The organism is Actinomadura oligospora ATCC 43269 (assembly GCF_000518265.1).
Taxonomy (GTDB): Bacteria; Actinomycetota; Actinomycetes; order Streptosporangiales; family Streptosporangiaceae; genus Spirillospora; species Spirillospora oligospora.
Genome location: NZ_JADG01000008.1, coordinates 268099 through 284198 on the forward strand (window position 1 = coordinate 268099; position 16100 = coordinate 284198).

General features: G+C 71.5%; 13 protein-coding genes. 9 read left to right on the top strand and 4 right to left on the bottom strand.

The window, feature by feature from the left end; translation table 11 throughout:
- Positions 1 to 32 precede the first annotated feature (32 nt).
- The 6 genes from P696_RS0113080 to P696_RS0113105 all read left to right on the top strand — a co-directional run bounded on the left by P696_RS0113080 (position 33) and on the right by P696_RS0113105 (position 5637).
- Positions 33 to 635 (top strand): RNA polymerase sigma factor, encoded by a 603-nt coding sequence (locus tag P696_RS0113080; protein ID WP_026412698.1) that lies wholly within the window; start codon positions 33 to 35, stop codon positions 633 to 635.
- Entirely contained in the window at positions 628 to 1857 is a 1230-nt protein-coding gene (locus P696_RS0113085; protein ID WP_026412699.1) for a hypothetical protein, read from the top strand. The genes P696_RS0113080 and P696_RS0113085 overlap by 8 nt, the downstream gene beginning before the upstream one ends.
- A 175-nt stretch (positions 1858 to 2032) precedes the next feature.
- On the top strand, positions 2033 to 2602 hold the full coding sequence (locus P696_RS0113090) for an RNA polymerase sigma factor (protein WP_026412700.1): 570 nt from the start codon (positions 2033 to 2035) through the stop codon (positions 2600 to 2602).
- A gap of 2 nt (positions 2603 to 2604) precedes the next feature.
- Positions 2605 to 3849, top strand: coding sequence for a hypothetical protein (locus tag P696_RS0113095; RefSeq protein WP_034484569.1), 1245 nt, complete (start codon positions 2605 to 2607; stop codon positions 3847 to 3849).
- A 160-nt stretch (positions 3850 to 4009) separates the two neighbouring features.
- A complete protein-coding gene (locus P696_RS0113100; protein ID WP_026412702.1) occupies positions 4010 to 4573 on the top strand; it encodes an RNA polymerase sigma factor in 564 nt (187 codons plus the stop codon).
- Positions 4574 to 4575: 2 nt separating this feature from the next.
- Complete coding sequence (locus tag P696_RS0113105) at positions 4576 to 5637, top strand: CU044_5270 family protein (RefSeq protein ID WP_034484572.1); 1062 nt, start codon at positions 4576 to 4578, stop codon at positions 5635 to 5637.
- A 99-nt stretch (positions 5638 to 5736) separates the two neighbouring features.
- Here P696_RS0113105 and P696_RS0113110 read toward each other — a convergent pair whose 3' ends face one another.
- Positions 5737 to 7242 (bottom strand): 3-hydroxyacyl-CoA dehydrogenase, encoded by a 1506-nt coding sequence (locus P696_RS0113110; RefSeq protein WP_026412704.1) that lies wholly within the window; start codon positions 7240 to 7242, stop codon positions 5737 to 5739.
- A gap of 157 nt (positions 7243 to 7399) precedes the next feature.
- On the opposite strand from P696_RS0113110, the gene P696_RS0113115 reads away from it, so the two are divergent.
- On the top strand, positions 7400 to 8611 hold the full coding sequence (locus tag P696_RS0113115; RefSeq protein ID WP_026412705.1) for an acetyl-CoA C-acetyltransferase: 1212 nt from the start codon (positions 7400 to 7402) through the stop codon (positions 8609 to 8611).
- Between the two features lie 151 nt (positions 8612 to 8762).
- Here the strand turns inward: P696_RS0113115 and P696_RS0113120 are convergent, their stop codons facing one another.
- Complete coding sequence (locus tag P696_RS0113120) at positions 8763 to 9359, bottom strand: TIGR03086 family metal-binding protein (RefSeq protein ID WP_026412706.1); 597 nt, start codon at positions 9357 to 9359, stop codon at positions 8763 to 8765.
- 236 nt (positions 9360 to 9595) lie between these two features.
- Here P696_RS0113120 and P696_RS0113125 point away from each other — a divergent pair, with 236 nt between their 5' ends.
- Positions 9596 to 11731, top strand: coding sequence for a (Fe-S)-binding protein (locus P696_RS0113125; RefSeq protein WP_245627640.1), 2136 nt, complete (start codon positions 9596 to 9598; stop codon positions 11729 to 11731).
- Positions 11732 to 12046: 315 nt separating this feature from the next.
- A complete protein-coding gene (locus tag P696_RS0113130; RefSeq protein ID WP_026412708.1) occupies positions 12047 to 12802 on the top strand; it encodes a ZIP family metal transporter in 756 nt (251 codons plus the stop codon).
- Between the two features lie 68 nt (positions 12803 to 12870).
- On the opposite strand, the gene P696_RS58055 is transcribed toward P696_RS0113130, so the two are convergent.
- Together P696_RS58055 and P696_RS0113140 are read right to left on the bottom strand one after the other, a co-directional pair.
- Positions 12871 to 14640: an ABC transporter permease/substrate binding protein gene (locus P696_RS58055; protein ID WP_026412709.1), complete on the bottom strand. Its 1770-nt coding sequence runs from the start codon at positions 14638 to 14640 to the stop codon at positions 12871 to 12873.
- Positions 14633 to 15865, bottom strand: a complete 1233-nt coding sequence (locus tag P696_RS0113140) for a quaternary amine ABC transporter ATP-binding protein (protein ID WP_034484574.1) — start codon at positions 15863 to 15865, stop codon at positions 14633 to 14635. Before P696_RS0113140 ends, P696_RS58055 begins: the two co-directional genes overlap by 8 nt.
- Positions 15866 to 16100 lie beyond the last annotated feature (235 nt).

The window sequence follows — 16100 nt, forward strand, 5'->3', positions numbered from 1 at the left end:
CGACCGCCACCCGCGCCACGGAAAGGCCCCACATGACAAGGGAGTCCCTCGTCGCCCCTCCCCGGGGCGACGACTCGGCCTTGCTGACGTCGTCCAGGACGCATCCGGAACGTTTCGGCGCGATCTTCGACGCCTACCACGCGGAGATCCACGGCTACGCGGCCCGCCGCCTCGGCGCGGACGCCGCCGCGGACGTCGCGTCGCAGACGTTCCTGGAGGCGTTCCGGGTGCGGCACCGCTACGACCCGTCCCGGGCGACCGTCCGGACCTGGCTCTACGGCATCGCCACCAACCTGGTGGGCAAGCAGCGCCGCTCCGAGGTGCGCGCGCTGCGGGCCCGCGCGAGGCTCGGCCCCGACCGGGACGCCGAGGGGCACGCCGACCGCGTCGACCTCGCGGTGGACGCCGCCGGGCTGCGCGGCACGCTGGCCGCGGCGCTCGCCGACCTGTCGGACGGCGACCGGGACGTGCTGCTGCTGGTCGCGCTCGCCGACCTCAGCCACCAGGAGGTCGCGGCGGCGCTGGAGATCCCGTACGGAACCGTCGGCTCACGGCTGAACCGGGCTCGAAGAAAACTGCGCGAGGCGCTCGGCGGGACCAATCCGATGCACACTCAGGAGGAAGACCATGGATGAGATCCGGATGGTCCGCGACGGCTACGGTTCGCCCCGTCCGCCGACGAAGGACGAGACGGCCACGGCCCGGATGCAACTCGCGGCGCTGATCGCGGCCGAGCGGACCGACACCGCGCCCGCCCCGGCCCCCGCCCCCGCGCCGCGCCGCCGCCTGTTCGGCGGCTGGCGGCTCAAGCTCGGCGTCGGCCTGCTCGCCGCCGGAACGGCCGCCGCGGCCGTCATCGTCGTGACCGGCCAGGACGACGGCCCGTCCGGCAGGACCACCCCGCCCGTCGCGATGGGCGAGGGCGACTTCACGCAGGTCGCCGCGAAGGCGGAACTGGCGCCGACCGGCAAGTACTGGGCCTCGGACGAGATCAGCGGCGCGCTGTACGTGATACGGCCGAAGAGCGGCCCCTACGCGATCTTCGGCGCGCAGTCCGAGTTCCACACCTCCACCACCACAGGCGAGAAGGGCGGCACGACCTACAACACCCGCGACCTGCCCGCCCGCCCGGCGACGCCGGAGGACGCGGCGGCGTGGAAGCGCGCGGGTTCGCCGTCCTCCTTCAAGGTCTGGTCGAACGACCACTACTGGACCTACACCACCAAGGCGGGCTCCTGGGGTGAAGGGGAGTCCGACGCCGTGAAGGACGGGAAGTTCTACGGCCCCGGCGGAACGCTGCTGACGAAGGACGACTTCGCCACGCTGCCGACCGACCCGTCCGCCCTCGCGAAGGCGTTCTTCTCCTACGAGGGATGGGGTGGGCACCCGGTGGCCCCCTTCCTCAAGGAGAAGTTCAAGGTGAAGCCGGGGATGAAGAACATGACCCCGCGGATGAAGCTGGTGGAGACAGGACGCGCCCTCAGGAACATGCCGCTGCCGCCCAAGGTGCGCGCCGGGCTCATGCGCGCGCTCGCCGCCCAGCCGGGAATCCAGACGGTGAAGGGCGCCGTGGATCCGGCCGGCCGCAAGGGCATCGCCCTCGCGATCGCACCGGAACGCATCACCCGGACGGCCGAGTACGGCACGCCGAAGGCCGAGCAGGGCGCCTTCAGCGAGCGGACCGAGCTCGTCTTCGACCCGAAGACGGGTGAGCTCCTCGCCGAGCAGACCGTCCTCACGACACCCGGCGGCGCGTACGCCCAGCTCAAGCCGGGCGCGGTCCTGAACTACTGGATCCTGCGCCAGGCCGGCTGGACGGACACCAAGCCGAAGCCCCCGGCCCAGCTGCCCTCCTGACGCCGCTGCCCTTCTAGCGACCGTCCCCGATCCGTGCCCCGCGTGCTGATGCCGCGGGGCACGTCCTTTCACCTGCCTCTTTCTCGCGCGCGCATGAGAAGTTCTCGATCGCGCCGAAAGTGACCCGGTCCACCGGCGGATACCTAGTGACACCGACCGGAAGGACCCCCATGTCATGAGTGCTCCACCGGCCGTGGAAGACGACGCCCGGATCGTCGCGGCCTCTCTGGGAGAGCCCGAGCGCTTCACCGGCGTCTACGACCGCCACTACACCGCGGTCTACAGATACGTCTCCGGACGGCTCGGTCAGCAGGCCGCCGACGACGTCGCCGCCGAGACGTTCCTGATCGCGTTCCGCCGCCGCGCCGACTTCGACCCGGGACGCGGAGCCGTCCGCGCCTGGCTGTTCGGCATCGCGACCCGCCTGGTCGCCCAGCACCACCGCGCCGAGGAACGCCACTACCGGGCGCTCGCCCGCGTCGGCGTCGACCGTCCGCACGGAGGGGACGAGGACCGGGTCGTGGCCGCCGTGGACGCGCGGACCGTCCAGCCCCGGCTCGCCGCGGCGCTGCGGGGCCTCTCCAGCAAGGAACGCGACGTCGTGCTGCTGGTCGCCCTCGCCGACCTCGGCCACGAGGAGATCGCCACCGCACTCGGCATCCCCTACGGGACGGTCGGATCCCGCCTCAACCGGGCGCGCGGGAAGCTCCGCGCCGCCCTCTCCACTGCAACGGAAGGACAGTGACCATGGACGAGCTCGACGCCCTGAGAATGCTCGCCGCCGACCCCACCGAGGAGAGCGTCGCCGCCGGACGCGTCCGGCTCGAAGCCGAGACGCGTGGTCCCGCGCGCCGCCGGGGGCGGCCCTTCTCCATGCCCCGTCTCACCCTGTTCACCGGCTTCGGGCTGACCCTCGTGGGCGCGGGAGCCGCCGCCGCGGTCATGATGGCGTCCGGGACGGCGACGCCCCGGGCGCCCGGCACGCCCAGTGGCGCCGACGGCACGTTCATGGAGGTCGCGGCCAAGGCGGACCTGCTGCCGTCCGGCCGCTACTGGTACTCCGACCAGATCCAGGGCCAGTCGTACATGCAGCGGCCGAAGACCGGCCCGTACGCGATCTTCGGCGCGCACAGCGAGACCTACCGGTTCGTGGGCGCGCAGAAGAAGGACGGCTCGGGCTTCTGGGGACGCGACCTGCCGAGCCGTCCGGCGTCCCCCGAGGACGAGGCGGCCTGGAGGCGCGCCGGTTCGCCGTCGTCCTTCCGGGTCTGGTCGAACGACCACTACTACGTCTACAGGGACAAGGCCACGCCCTGGGTCAACGATCAGGCAGGGCAGGGCGCGGGCGGGGAGTTCACCGGCTTCGGCTTCAGGGAGAAGCGGGCCGCCGGCGAGAAGACGACCATGACCGTGGCGGACTTCGCGGCCCTCCCCACCGACCCGTCCGTCCTGGCCAAGCGCATGTTCCCGAGGCTCACCGGTCGCGCCGCGCTCGACCCGCTGGCCCTGGACACCATGTCGCAGGAGCAGCTCAGGAAGCTCCTGGAGAACACCGCCTCCATTCCGCCGCGCGACATGACCCCCCGGGAGAAGATCTTCGAGGCGGGCAGCGCGCTCAAGGACTCGCCGCTGCCGCCGAAGGTCCGCGCGGCGCTGATGCGGGCGCTCGCGGCGCAGCCCGGCATCCGCACCGTCAAGAACACGCAGGACCCGCTCGGCCGTCCTGGCGTCGCCTTGGTGGCCGATCCCGTGAAGCGGACGGTGACCGGCGAGTACGGCACCCCGAAGAACGAGCAGGGCACCTACAGCGAGAGCGAAGAACTGGTCTTCAACGAGAAGACCGGTGAACTGCTGTCCCAGCAGAACGTCCTGGTGGAGCCGGGAGGGCCTTACGTCGCCCGCAAGGCCGGCTCGGTGCTCTCCTACTGGATCGTCCGGTCGGGTGGCTGGACGAACACAAAGCCGCACCCCCCGGTGAAGCTGCCCTTCTGACCGCCGTCCGGCTGAAGCCGGAACCTGCGCAACGCCTGTGCCCCTTGTCTCCGGGGGCGCAGGCGTTTTCGCGTGCGCACGAGAAAATCCCGAAATCTCGCCGAAGGGCTCCCCGCGGCGGACGGAGTACCTGTGACATCGACCGGAAGGGGACCCCCCAATGTCCGCCCCACCGATAGTGGACGACGCGGAGCTCGTCGCGGCGTCCCGTGACGACCCGGAGCGGTTCACCGGCGTCTACGACCGGCACTACGCCGCGATCCGCCGGTACGTCGCGGCGCGGCTCGGCCCGGAGGCCGCCGACGACGTCGCGGCCGAGACGTTCCTGACCGCGTTCCGCCGCCGGGCCGACTACGACCCGGTGCGCGGCGTGGTGCGCGCCTGGCTGTTCGGCATCGCGACCCGGCTGGTCGGGGAGCACCGCCGGGTCGAGGAGCGCCGCTACCGGACCCTCTCGCGGCTCGGTCCGGGCCGTCCCGAGGACGGTCCGGAGGAGCGGGTCTCCGACGCGGTCGACGCCAAGCTCGCCCAGCCCCGGCTGGCGGCCGCGCTGCGGACGCTGTCGCGGAAGGAGCGGGACGTGCTGCTCCTCGCCGCCTTCGGCGACCTGACCAGGGACGACATCGCCGTCGCGCTCGGCGTCCCGATCGGGACGGTCGACTCCCGCCTCAATCGCGCGCGGGGAAAGCTCCGCGCCGCCATCTCCACGACGAAAGGAAAGTGACCATGGACGAACTCGGAATGATCGTGGCCCTGCTGGACGAGGAACCGTCCGCGCACGGCGAGCAGGACGGCCGCCGGAAGCTGGTCTTCGAGGCGACCGGGTCGCCGAGGCGGCGGCGACGTGAGGTGATCCGCCCGCGCTTCGCGCTGTTCGGCGGGTTCGGCCTGGCGGGAGCGGCGGCGGCCGTCGCAGGCGCGGTGCTGCTGTCGTCCGGGACGACGCCCCGCGCGCCCGACTCGTCCCAGGCGTCCGGCTCCCGCCTGATGCTCGCCGCCGCCGAGAGCGCCGACCGCGAGCCGAGCCTTCCGTCCGGCCGCTACTGGGAGGTCCAGCGGCAGAGGGGAGGGACGCTCGTCGAGGCGGGCAAGGAGTACGCCTTCGTGCAGCAGGAGGGCGACTACGACGCGGGGCCGAAGAAGGACGCCTGGATCACCAAGCGCATGGTGTCCAAGCGGTACGTCAGGAACAGCACGGCGCAGGGCGCACGCTCCTCCGAGTGGGACTCCTTCAAGTGGTCGAAGGCGATGCTCGCGCCGGGCACCCTGTTCCAGACCCCCCTCCTCGGCACCCCGGACAAGCGCTCCGCCCCGCTCCGGGCCGATCTGCGGAGCCTGCCGTCCGAGCCGGGCGCGTTGAAGGCCGCCCTCGACCGGCTGACGCCGAAGGAATGGACGGGAGAGAACGCGACGGGGCTGCTGTTCTCCAACGCCGCGCTGATCCTCGCCGGTCCCGTCGGCCCGCGCACGCGCGGAGCGGCGTACCGGCTGCTGGCCCAGGACCCGAACGTGCGGGTCGTCGGCACGGTCAAGGACGCGCTCGGCCGGACCGGGACGGCGTTCGCCCTGCGCAACAGGACGGGCAACCCGGCCTACCGGAACATCCAGGGGCAGATCGTCGTCGACACCCGCACCGGGCGGCTGCTCGGCACGCAGGCCGTGCTCGTCCGGCCCGGCGGGCCCGGCTCGGCGGGCCACAAGGTCGGCGACATCGTGGACTACGACGCCATCCGCTCCTACGGCTGGACGAACACGGTCCCGGACTACCCGGCGCCGAACGGGCGCTGAGGCGGCCCGCGCCTTGCCACCCCCGCGCCGGGGCGGGCGGCGAGGCGACCCGCCGGGCCACCCCGGCGCCGGACGGGCGGTGAGGCGGCCCGCGCGGGGCTACCTGGCGCCGATGACGTCCTGAGGTGACGTGCCGCGCTCGGTCAGGGGCAGGCCGAGCGCGGCGCGGTCGGTCAGCCAGCGGCTCGCGCGGTAGCGCGGGTCGCCGGTCCGTTCGTGGAGTGTCCGCAGGTCGGACGCCACGGACGCCGCGCCCGCCTCGTCCCCCCACTCCAGGGGCCCGCGCGGGTACCCGAGGCCGAGCCGGACGGCGGTGTCGATGTCGCCGGGGGAGGCGAGGCGGCGCTGCGCGATCTCGCAGGACACGTTGACGACCGAGGCCCGCAGGCGACGCGCGACGGACACAGGGGCGTCGGCGACGACCGTCACCGGACGGCCCGTCGCCGACAGAGCCGCCAGCGCGCCGCGGGCGGCGTCGCGGGACGCGCCCGGGTGGACGGCCAGGACGATCCGCTTCTCGAACCCGCCGGTCGGGTCGACGCGGAGCGTCCGGGCCGCGTCCCGGCCCGCGTTCACCGGGTCGCTGTCGCCCGGGACGTCCAGCAGGACGCCGGACAGGCTCAGCTCGATCCCGGCGTCCCGCAGCATGGTGCGCAGCCGCTCGCTCCCCTTCACCCAGACGGGGGCGGGCTCGGCCATCGGGGCCGCCTCCGCCGGTTCCTCCTTCACCCCGTCCACGTACCGGTACCAGCCTTCGCCGACCTTCCGGCCGAACAGGCCCGCGTCGTACCGCGCGCGCGTGAGGTAGGACGGCCGCAGCCGCTCGTCATAGTGGAATCCCTCCCAGATCGTCTCCAGGACGGGATGGGAGACGTCCAGCCCGGTCAGGTCCATCAGCTCGAACGGGCCCATCTTGAGGCCGAGGACGTCGCGGGCGATGCGGTCCACGTCCACGGGACGGGCCGTCCCCTCCGCGACGATCTGCAACGCCTCCGTCGACAGCCCGCGCCCCGCGTGGTTGACCAGGAATCCTGGAGTGTCGGGCGCCCGGACGGGCGTGTGCCCGAAACGTCGTACGAGATCGGTCAGCGCGTCCGGGATCCAGGCGGCCGTCCGCGTGCCCGGGATCACCTCGGCGAGCTTCATCAGCGGCACGGGATTGAAGAAGTGCAACCCCACCAGCCGGGACGGATCGGACATCCCCGCGCCGATCCCCGTCACCGACAGCGAACTGGTGTTGGTCGCGAGGACGGTCGTCTCCGGACACGCCTTCTCCAGCCCCTGGAAGAGCTGCCGCTTGGTCGCCAGCTCCTCCCGGACGGCCTCGACGACGAGATCAAGCCGTTCGGCGGGTGCGAGCGGATCGTCCAGCGGGACGAGCCGGGCCCTCGCCGCCGCCGCGTCGTCCGCGCTCATCCGGCCCTTGGCGACGAGCTTGTCGAACATCCCGCCCACGTGCGCGACGGCCGCCTCCACGGCGTCCGGACGCGCGTCGGCGAGCTCGACGGTCAAGCCCGCCGCCGCCGCGACCTGCGCGATCCCGCGTCCCATGATCCCGGTGCCGACCACCCGGACCGTCGTCGCCCGCTCCGCCCAGTGCTCCACCCACGGCCTCCTCGGCTCTTTCTAGAACGAAATTCTAGACTCCGTCAGGCGGAACGGCCTCCGGCGGCTCCGCCCGTACGCGGCATACCCTGCCAAGAGCCCGATGTGTTCGTCTCGTCCCCGCCGCCTCAACCCCCGTGTTCTCGAGGAGCCGTCCATGCGCGAAGTCGTGATCTGCGAACCCCTGCGGACCCCGATCGGCCGCTTCGGCGGCGCCCTCAGGGCGGTCGCCCCGGTCGACCTCGCCACCACGGTCATCCGCGCCCTGCTCGACCGCACCGGCCTGCCCGGCGACGCCGTCGACGAGGTGATCCTCGGCTGGTGCAACCCGAACGCCGACGCCCCCGCCATCGGACGCGTCGCCGCACTCGACGCGGGCCTGCCGGTCACGGTCGGCGGCAGCCAGGTCGACCGCCGCTGCGGCTCGGGCCTCCAGGCCGTCCTGGACGCGGCGATGCAGATCCAGACCGGCGTCGCCGACGTGATCATCGCGGGCGGGACCGAGTCGATGAGCAACGCGCCGTTCTACACCACGTCCGCGCGCTGGGGCGTGCGCACGCCGTCCCTCGAACTCCACGACGCCCTCGCCCGGGGCCGGACGACCGCGGGCGGCGCGAACCACCCGGTCCCCGGCGGGATGCTCGAGACGGCCGAGAACCTGCGCCGCGAGTACAAGATCGGCCGCGAGGAGCAGGACGAGCTGGCCGTCCGCTCCCACCGGCGCGCCGTCGCCGCCCAGCGCGAGGGCCGGTTCGCGGACGAGATCGTCCCCGTGACCATCCCGTCCCGCAAGGGCGACACCGTCGTGGACACCGACGAGCACCCCCGCCCCGACACCACCGTCGAGGGCCTCGCCAGGCTCCGTCCCGTCCTCGGCAAGAACGACCCGGAGGCGACCGTCACCGCGGGCAACGCGTCCGGCCAGAACGACGCCGCCGCCGCGTGCGTCGTCACCACCCCGGAGCGCGCCGTCGAGCTGGGGCTGCGTCCGCTCGTCCGGCTCGTCTCGTGGGCGCGCGCGGGCGTCCCGCCCCAGGCGATGGGCATCGGCCCCGTCCCGGCGACCGCCAAGGCCCTGGAACGCGCGAACCTCACCCTCGCCGACATGGACCTGATCGAGCTGAACGAGGCGTTCGCGGCCCAGGTCCTGGCCGTCACGCGCGAGTGGGGCTTCACGGACGCCGACTGGGAGCGCACCAACGTCAACGGCTCCGGCATCTCCCTCGGCCACCCGGTCGGCGCGACCGGCGCCCGCATCCTCGCCACGCTCGCGCGCGAGATGCACCGCCGCGAGGCCCGCTACGCCCTGGAGACCATGTGCATCGGCGGCGGCCAGGGCCTGGCCGCCGTCTTCGAACGCACCTCCTGACGCGGACCCGCCCGCAGGCCCCGGCGCACGACCCGCAGGCGCCGCGCACGGCGTCCAGTGTCCGCCCACGGCCCGCGGGCCCCGGCCCTACGGACCCACAGGCGCCGCCTGCGGCGTGTAGCGTCGGCCTACGGCCGCCGCAGGTCCCGGCTTACGGCGTCCAGGCGGGGTTCCGGCCGCTGCGGGCGACGAGGCGGTCGAGCGCCGGGGCGTCGTCCGCGACCGGGACGGGCGACCCGAACGCGCCGTCCGGCGGGGCCGGAGCGTCCTCGTCGGGGGTGGGCGGTCCGGCGAACAGCTCGACGCAGATCTCGGCCTCGTCCGCCGGGACGTCGTAGGACTGACCGGTCGCGCGGGCGAGGTCCCAGCCGTGCAGGATCATCTCGTCCAGCGCCACCCGGGCGAGGACGGCCGACGGCAGCGGCACGCCGCCCGCCTCGCTCATCCCCTCCCACGCGGACGGCTCGCGCCACGCCTCGACCAGCTCCTTGAGCTGCTCGGGGACGCGGGTGCGCCAGTCGGCGGCCAGGTGCTCGGCGTCCGGCGCGGGCGGACGGGACGCCCCGGACGCGACGGCCTTCCGCGCGACCAGGGTGAAGGCGGACGTGAAGCCGACCACGTGGTCGAGCAGCGTGGCGACGGTGAAGTTCTCGCAGGGGGTCGGGGCGTCCATCGCGTCGTCGGGGATCGCGGCCAGCACGCCGTTGAGGCGCTGCGCCGCGGCCTCGAAGTCGAACTCGACGGCCATCTGATGCTCCTCTTCTCGGGATGTTCCGGAGAGGCCGACCGGACCCGTCGCCCGAACTCATCGGCGAGTGGATCTTATAAAATATATTCCAGCGAAACGGTGACGTTCCGTGTCCGGCCGGGACGGCTGTCCCGCATAAGCTACTGCCGAGTAGTATTCGGGACCCGGATGAAGTGCGGTATGTCGCGAGCCCTTACGCTGACAGCCAACGGCCCGTACCCAGGAGGACGGAACAAGTGCTCTACGCCACGACGTTGATAATCGGCCTCGTCGGCACGGCGGTCGCCTTGGCGCTCGCCGGCCGCCGGGTGCTGTTCCTGTGGAACTGGTTCAAGAGCGGCCAGCCCGACCCCGACCGCGTCCTGACCGTCAAGCGCGACCGCAAGGGCGACGTCGAGGGCCAGGTCGTCGAGGTCATGGGCCAGCGCAAGCTGCTCAAGTGGACCGTCGCCGGCGCCGCGCACGCGGCCGTCATGTGGGCCTTCATCCTGCTGATCACCGTCTACCTGGAGGCGGGCGTCGCCCTGCTGTTCGGGCTGGACAAGCACATCCCGGGCCTGCAGACCTGGGGGCCGATCGGCTTCGTCCAGGACACCATCGCCCTGGCCTGCGCCATCGGCCTCGGCGTGTTCGCGCTCATCCGGATGAGGAACTCGCCCGCCAAGCTCGACCGCGGGTCCCGGTTCAAGGGCTCGCACACCGGTGGCGCGTGGCTGATCCTGATCATGATCTTCAACGTGATCTGGACGATGTTCTTCTTCCGGGGCGTCGAGTGGGCCAGCGGCAACCTCGACTACGGCAAGGGCGCCTACTTCTCCTACGCGGTCGGCCAGCTGTTCAAGGGCATGTCGCACGACACCCTGGAGGTCCTGGAGTCGGTCGGCCTGCTGCTGCACATCGGCGTCGCGCTGGTCTTCCTGGTCATCGTCGTGAACAGCAAGCACCTGCACATCTTCATCGCGCCGCTGAACGTCATGTTCAAGCGCCGCCCGGACGGCCTCGGCGCCGTCCTGCCGATGATGAGCAAGGGCAAGCCCCTGGACTTCGAGGAGGCCGACCCGGACGAGGACACCTTCGGCCGCGGCAAGATCGAGGACTTCACCTGGAAGGGCTACCTCGACATGGCGACCTGCACCGAGTGCGGTCGCTGCCAGTCGCAGTGCCCGGCCTGGAACACCGGCAAGCCGCTGTCGCCGAAGATGGTCATCCTCGAGCTGCGCGACCACGCCTTCGCCAAGGCCCCCTACATGCTCGCCTCCGAGGAGGAGCGCGAGAAGTTCACCGACGAGCAGAAGCTCGCCATGCAGGTGGACCGCGAGCTGGTCGCCGAGGACGGCGTCATCCACCCCGACGTCCTGTGGGCCTGCACCAACTGCGGCGCCTGCGTCGAGCAGTGCCCGGTGGACATCGAGCACATCGACCACATCCTGGACATGCGCCGGTTCCAGGTCATGATCGAGTCCTCGTTCCCGAGCGAGGCGGGCGTCATGCTCAAGAACCTCGAGAACAAGGGCAACCCGTGGGGCATGTCCGAGATGAAGCGCCTCGAGTGGGTCGAGGAGCTGGACTTCGAGGTCCAGGTCGTCGAGGACAAGATGCCCGAGGACACCGAGTACCTCTTCTGGGTCGGCTGCGCCGGCGCCCTGGAGGACCGGGCCAAGAAGACCACCAAGGCCGTCGCCGAGCTGCTGCACATCGCGGGCGTCAAGTTCGCCGTCCTCGGCCCGGCGGAGGCGTGCACCGGTGACCCGGCGCGCCGCCTGGGCATGGAGTTCGTCTTCCAGATGCTCGGCCAGCAGAACGTCGAGACGCTGAACGAGGCGGGCGTCAAGAAGATCGTCGCGACCTGCCCGCACTGCTTCAACACCCTGGCCAACGAGTACCCGCAGATCGGCGGGAACTACGAGGTCGTCCACCACACACAGCTGCTCGCGCACCTGGTGGAGGAGGGCAGGCTCACCCCGGTCACCCCGATCGAGGAGAAGATCACCTACCACGACCCCTGCTTCCTGGGCCGCCACAACAAGGTCTACAAGCAGCCGCGCGACATCATGGCGACCGTCCCCGGCGTCCAGACGCAGGAGATGCACCGCCACAAGGACCGCGGCTTCTGCTGCGGCGCCGGCGGCGCGCGGATGTGGATGGAGGAGCGGATCGGCAAGCGCATCAACACCGAGCGCGTGGACGAGGCCCTCACCACCGACCCGGACACCGTCTCCACCGCCTGCCCGTTCTGCCTCGTGATGCTCGGCGACGCCATCAACGAGAAGAAGAACTCGGGCGAGGCCAAGGAGTCGCTGGAGGTCGTGGACGTCTCCCAGCTGCTCATCCGCTCCATCAAGGGCGAGCCCGTCGCCGCCGCGTCCGAGTGACGGCCTGACCGCGACCCCGCGGTAGGAGCGGCCTGAGCGGCCCCGGTCCGGATCATTCCGGGTCGGGGCCGCTTCGCGTTTCGGACGCCTGTAACCGGACCGTTGTGAAAACTTCTTCGCGTTTCGGGGCCGCGTCGTACTGTGGGACACGTCACCCGTATCGGCCCGTCCGCGCCTCGGGCCGATACGGGGACGACCGCCGGAACGGCGCTGTGAACGCTGATCCCGCAGGTCAAGAGATCCCTGGGAGATCATGGGGGCCGGGGGACGCGGTTCCCGCCCGCCCCGTCCGGCCGCCCTGGTAGGACCGGACGCATGGCGATCGTGATGGCGCTGGTCTCCCTGCTGATGACCCTGCTCGGCGGGGTCGTCGCGATGCGCGTCCGCGACCGCCGCCATCTCGTCCTGGGCCTCGCGGGCGGCCTGATCCTCGGCGTCGCCGCGTTCGACCTCGTCCCCGAGTCGCTCCGGCTCACGCACCTGCGCGTCCTGCGGGTGGACGCGCCGATGGTCGGCTTCGCCGCCGGGTTCCTCGTCCTGCACGTGGTCGAGCAGCTCTCCGCGATCCACCAGGCGCACGAGGGCGAGTACGCGCCGCACCGGCACCCCCACGGCCACGGGCACCCGGGACGGGGCGGCCACATCGGGATCCTCGCCGCGTGCGCCCTGGTCGGCCACAGCATGGTGGACGGCCTGAGCATCGGCCTCGGCTACCAGTCGGGCGGCGAAGTCGGCCTGTTCGTGGCCCTCGCCGTCATCGCCCACGACTTCGCCGACGGCTTCAACACCTTCACCGCCGCGTCCCTGAACCGCGCCGACCGGCGTCCCGCGGTCGTCCTGCTCGCCCTGGACGCGATCGCGCCGGTCGTGGGCGCGGCGCTGACGCTGCTGGTGACCGTCCCGAAGTCGGTCCTCGGCATCTACCTGGGGTTCTTCGCCGGGATCCTGCTGTACCTGGCGGCGGGGGAGATCCTGCCCGAGGCGCACAGCCGCCACCCGCGCGTCCTCACCCTGTGCGCGACGGGCGCGGGCCTGCTCGCCGTCATGGGGATCATGACCCTCGGCGAGTGACCGCCCCTGGACGCCAAGCGGGGCCGTCCCCGAAGGAACGGCCCCGCACCGGCCTGGATCCGCGCAGGTCAGGAGGTGAACTTGGACATGAAGTCCGGGTTGGACTTCAGCCACTCCTCGACGCCCTGCTGCTCACGGCCCTTGTACTTGTTCATGACGTTGTCCTCCAGCGGGAACAGCTGCTGGTCGGCCATCTTGAACTTCTTCAGCCAGCCGGCGACCTCCGGGAAGTCGGTGCTGAAGCCCTTGCGGGCCAGCATGTACGACTTCTCGGCGGTGCCGAAGGCGCCCTTCGGGTCGGCCAGCGGCTTGATCGGGAACTTGCTGTAGGCCCAGTGCGGCTTCCACAGCGTGACCACGATCGGCGTCTTGGAGTTCGACGCGCGCGTCAGCTCGGCCAGCATCGCCGGGGTGCTGCTCTGCACGAGCGTGAACTTGCCGTCCAGCCCGTATTGCGGCATCACCTTGCTCTTGGCGATCCTCATCTCGCCCGCGCTGGGCTCGATGCCGACGATCCGGTTCTTGTACCGGGCCGGGTCGTTCGCCAGGTCCGCGACCGAGTTCGCCGGGTCGTCCTTCAGGACGGCCAGCTGCATCGACGCGTTGTCGTACCAGGGCCCGAGGTTCTCGAGCTTGTCCTTGTACTTGTTGTAGTAGTCGGCGTGCGTGGCGGGCAGCCACGAGTCGAGGAACAGGTCCACGTTGCCGTTGGCCATGCCGGCGTACAGCGGACCGGCGTCCACCTGCTCCAGCCTGACCTTGTAGCCCTTGTCCTCGAGCGTCCTCTTCCACAGGTGGCTGATCGCCACATCCTCGTCCCACGGGATGTAGCCGATCGTGATCGTCTTGCCCTTGCCGCCGCCACCGCCGCCGTCCGTCCCGGCGATGCCGAGGCCGGTCGCGAGCAGGACGACCACCAGCAGGCCGGACAGCGCGAACACCGGACGCGGCCGGTAGTGCAGGACCATGTCCCAGCCGCGCGTGTGGATCCCGGCCGTCCTGCGCCGGGTCACGGGGTTCAGCCGCTCGCCGAGCGCGCCGGTCAGCCGGTCCAGGGTGATCGCCAGGACGACGACCGCGAGACCGGCGTTCACGCCGCCCGCGATGTCCAGCTGCGTGATCGCGCCGAACACCTCGGTGCCGAGGCCCTGCGCGCCGACCATGCCGGAGATGACCACCATGGACAGCGACAGCATGATCACCTGGTTCACGCCGGCCATGATCGTGCCGAGCGCGAGCGGAAGCTGCACGCGCAGCAGCGTCCGCGCGGGCGAGGTGCCGAACGCGTCGGCGGCCTCGACCATCTCCTTGTCCACCTGGCTGATGCCCAGCTGGGTCAGCCGGACGCCGGGCGGCAGCGAGAAGATCATCGTCGCGATGATGCCCGGCACCTGCCCGATCCCGAAGAAGAACACCGCGGGCAGCAGGTACACGAACGCGGGCATCGTCTGCATGAAGTCCAGCACCGGCCGGACGAACGCGGCGAACCGCGGGCTGCGGGCGGCCAGGATGCCGACCGGGATGCCGATGACCAGCGCCGCGAGCGACGCCACCAGCACCTGCGCGAGCGTGGACATCGCCGCGTCCCACTCGCCCAGGTTGTCGATCAGCATCATCCCGACGAACGCCAGGACGGCGGCCAGCGGACCGCGCAACCAGAGCCCGATCATCGCCACGACCAGCGCGAACGCGACCGCGGGCGGGGCCTGCAGGGCGGCTTCCAGATGGCTGACGAACCCGCCGATCACCACGTTGATCGCGTGGAAGACCGGCTCACCGTGCTTGGTCAGCCAGGTGACGGCGTCGTCGGCCCAGTCGCCGACGGGAATCTCACGCACGGGCCATCGCCTCCGCCTCGTCCTCGACGACGCGGTGCTCGCCGGTGCCGCTCGCCTGGCCCAGCGCCGCGAGCAGCGTCACGCGCGGGATCACGCCCAGCAGGCGCCCCGCGCCGTCGCAGACGGGCAGCGGCAGGGCGTTCTCGGCGGACGCGCTGAACAGCTCGGCGACCGGGGTGTCCGGCGTGACCGGCTCCAGGCCGCCCTCGATCAGCTCGTCCAGCGTGGTCGCGCCGTCCCGGACGGCCTGGGCCGTCCGCTCGGCGGTCACCGCGCCCATGAGCTTGCGGTCGCGGCCCACGACGAACGCGCCGGCCACCTGGGCCTCGCGCATCGCCCGGACGGCCGCGCGCGGCCCCGCGGCCGGGTTCACCACGGCGACCGGCTTCTCCATGACCGAGCTCGCCGTCAGCACCCGGGAACGGTCCACATCGGCGACGAACTGCGCGACATAGTCGTTCGCCGGGTCCATCAGAATCTCCTCGGCGGTGCCGATCTGCATGATCCGGCCGCCCCGCATCATCGCGATGCGATCGCCGAGGCGCATGGCCTCGTTGAGGTCGTGGGTGATGAACACAATGGTCTTGCCGAGCTCGTTCTGAAGCTCCAGCAGCAGTTCCTGCATCTCCCGCCGAATGAGCGGGTCGAGGGCGCTGAACGCCTCGTCCATCAGCAGGATGTCGGTCCCGGACGTGAGCGCCCGCGCGATACCGACACGCTGCTGCATACCGCCGGACAACTCGTGCGGGAACTTGTCCTCCCACCCGCCGAGCCCGACGGTCTCCAGGAACTTCTCAGCCTTCTTGTGCCGTTCCTCCTTCGAGACGCCCTGAACTTCCAGGGCGTACGCAGCGTTCTCCAGAACGGTGCGGTGGGGGAAGAGGGCGAAGTGCTGGAACACCATGCTGACCTTGCGCTGGCGCACCTCGCGCAGCTCCTTGGCGGAGAGCTGCGTGAGGTCGGTGCCGTCGATCAGCACCTGCCCCGACGTGGGCACCAGTAGCCCGTTCAGCATTCTGATCAGCGTGGACTTGCCCGAACCGGACAGGCCCATCACCACGAAGATCTCACCCTCCCGGACGTCGAAGGTGTTCTCGACGACCGCGGGCGTGACCCCCAGCTCGCGTACCTCTTCCACCGTCGCGCCGGCCTTCAGCCGGCGCGTGGCCTCCCCGGCCTTGCGGCCGAACACTTTGTAGACGCTTTCCGCGCGGAGTGTGGACACGTTCTCCTCTCTCGTTCCCACGGGCGCCGGTTGGGGCCGGATGCCGAGGCCCGCGTTCAGGGCACCGCGCTGGGTACATACCCGGTGCGGAACCCTGAGCGCGGGCAGGGGAACTCGTCTCGAGTTGCGCTTGTCCGTGCTTTGCGCTTTTGCGGGGCTCTCCCTGCACGGCGCCGCCAATCGGGATGTGCGATCGGTGTCACGCGATCCGGCTGTCAACCAATCGGCGATGCTG

What these genes read in the sequence shown, in the direction of transcription:
- P696_RS0113130 (WP_026412708.1), top strand. Translation starts at nt 12,047, where the DNA reads ATGGCGATCGTGATGGCGCTGGTCTCCCTGCTGATGACCCTGCTCGGC.
- P696_RS0113085 (WP_026412699.1), top strand. Translation starts at nt 628, where the DNA reads ATGGATGAGATCCGGATGGTCCGCGACGGCTACGGTTCGCCCCGTCCG.
- P696_RS0113120 (WP_026412706.1), bottom strand. Translation starts at nt 9,359, where the DNA reads ATGGCCGTCGAGTTCGACTTCGAGGCCGCGGCGCAGCGCCTCAACGGC.
- P696_RS0113115 (WP_026412705.1), top strand. Translation starts at nt 7,400, where the DNA reads ATGCGCGAAGTCGTGATCTGCGAACCCCTGCGGACCCCGATCGGCCGC.
- P696_RS0113080 (WP_026412698.1), top strand. Translation starts at nt 33, where the DNA reads ATGACAAGGGAGTCCCTCGTCGCCCCTCCCCGGGGCGACGACTCGGCC.
- P696_RS0113090 (WP_026412700.1), top strand. Translation starts at nt 2,033, where the DNA reads ATGAGTGCTCCACCGGCCGTGGAAGACGACGCCCGGATCGTCGCGGCC.
- P696_RS0113095 (WP_034484569.1), top strand. Translation starts at nt 2,605, where the DNA reads ATGGACGAGCTCGACGCCCTGAGAATGCTCGCCGCCGACCCCACCGAG.
- P696_RS0113100 (WP_026412702.1), top strand. Translation starts at nt 4,010, where the DNA reads ATGTCCGCCCCACCGATAGTGGACGACGCGGAGCTCGTCGCGGCGTCC.
- P696_RS0113105 (WP_034484572.1), top strand. Translation starts at nt 4,576, where the DNA reads ATGGACGAACTCGGAATGATCGTGGCCCTGCTGGACGAGGAACCGTCC.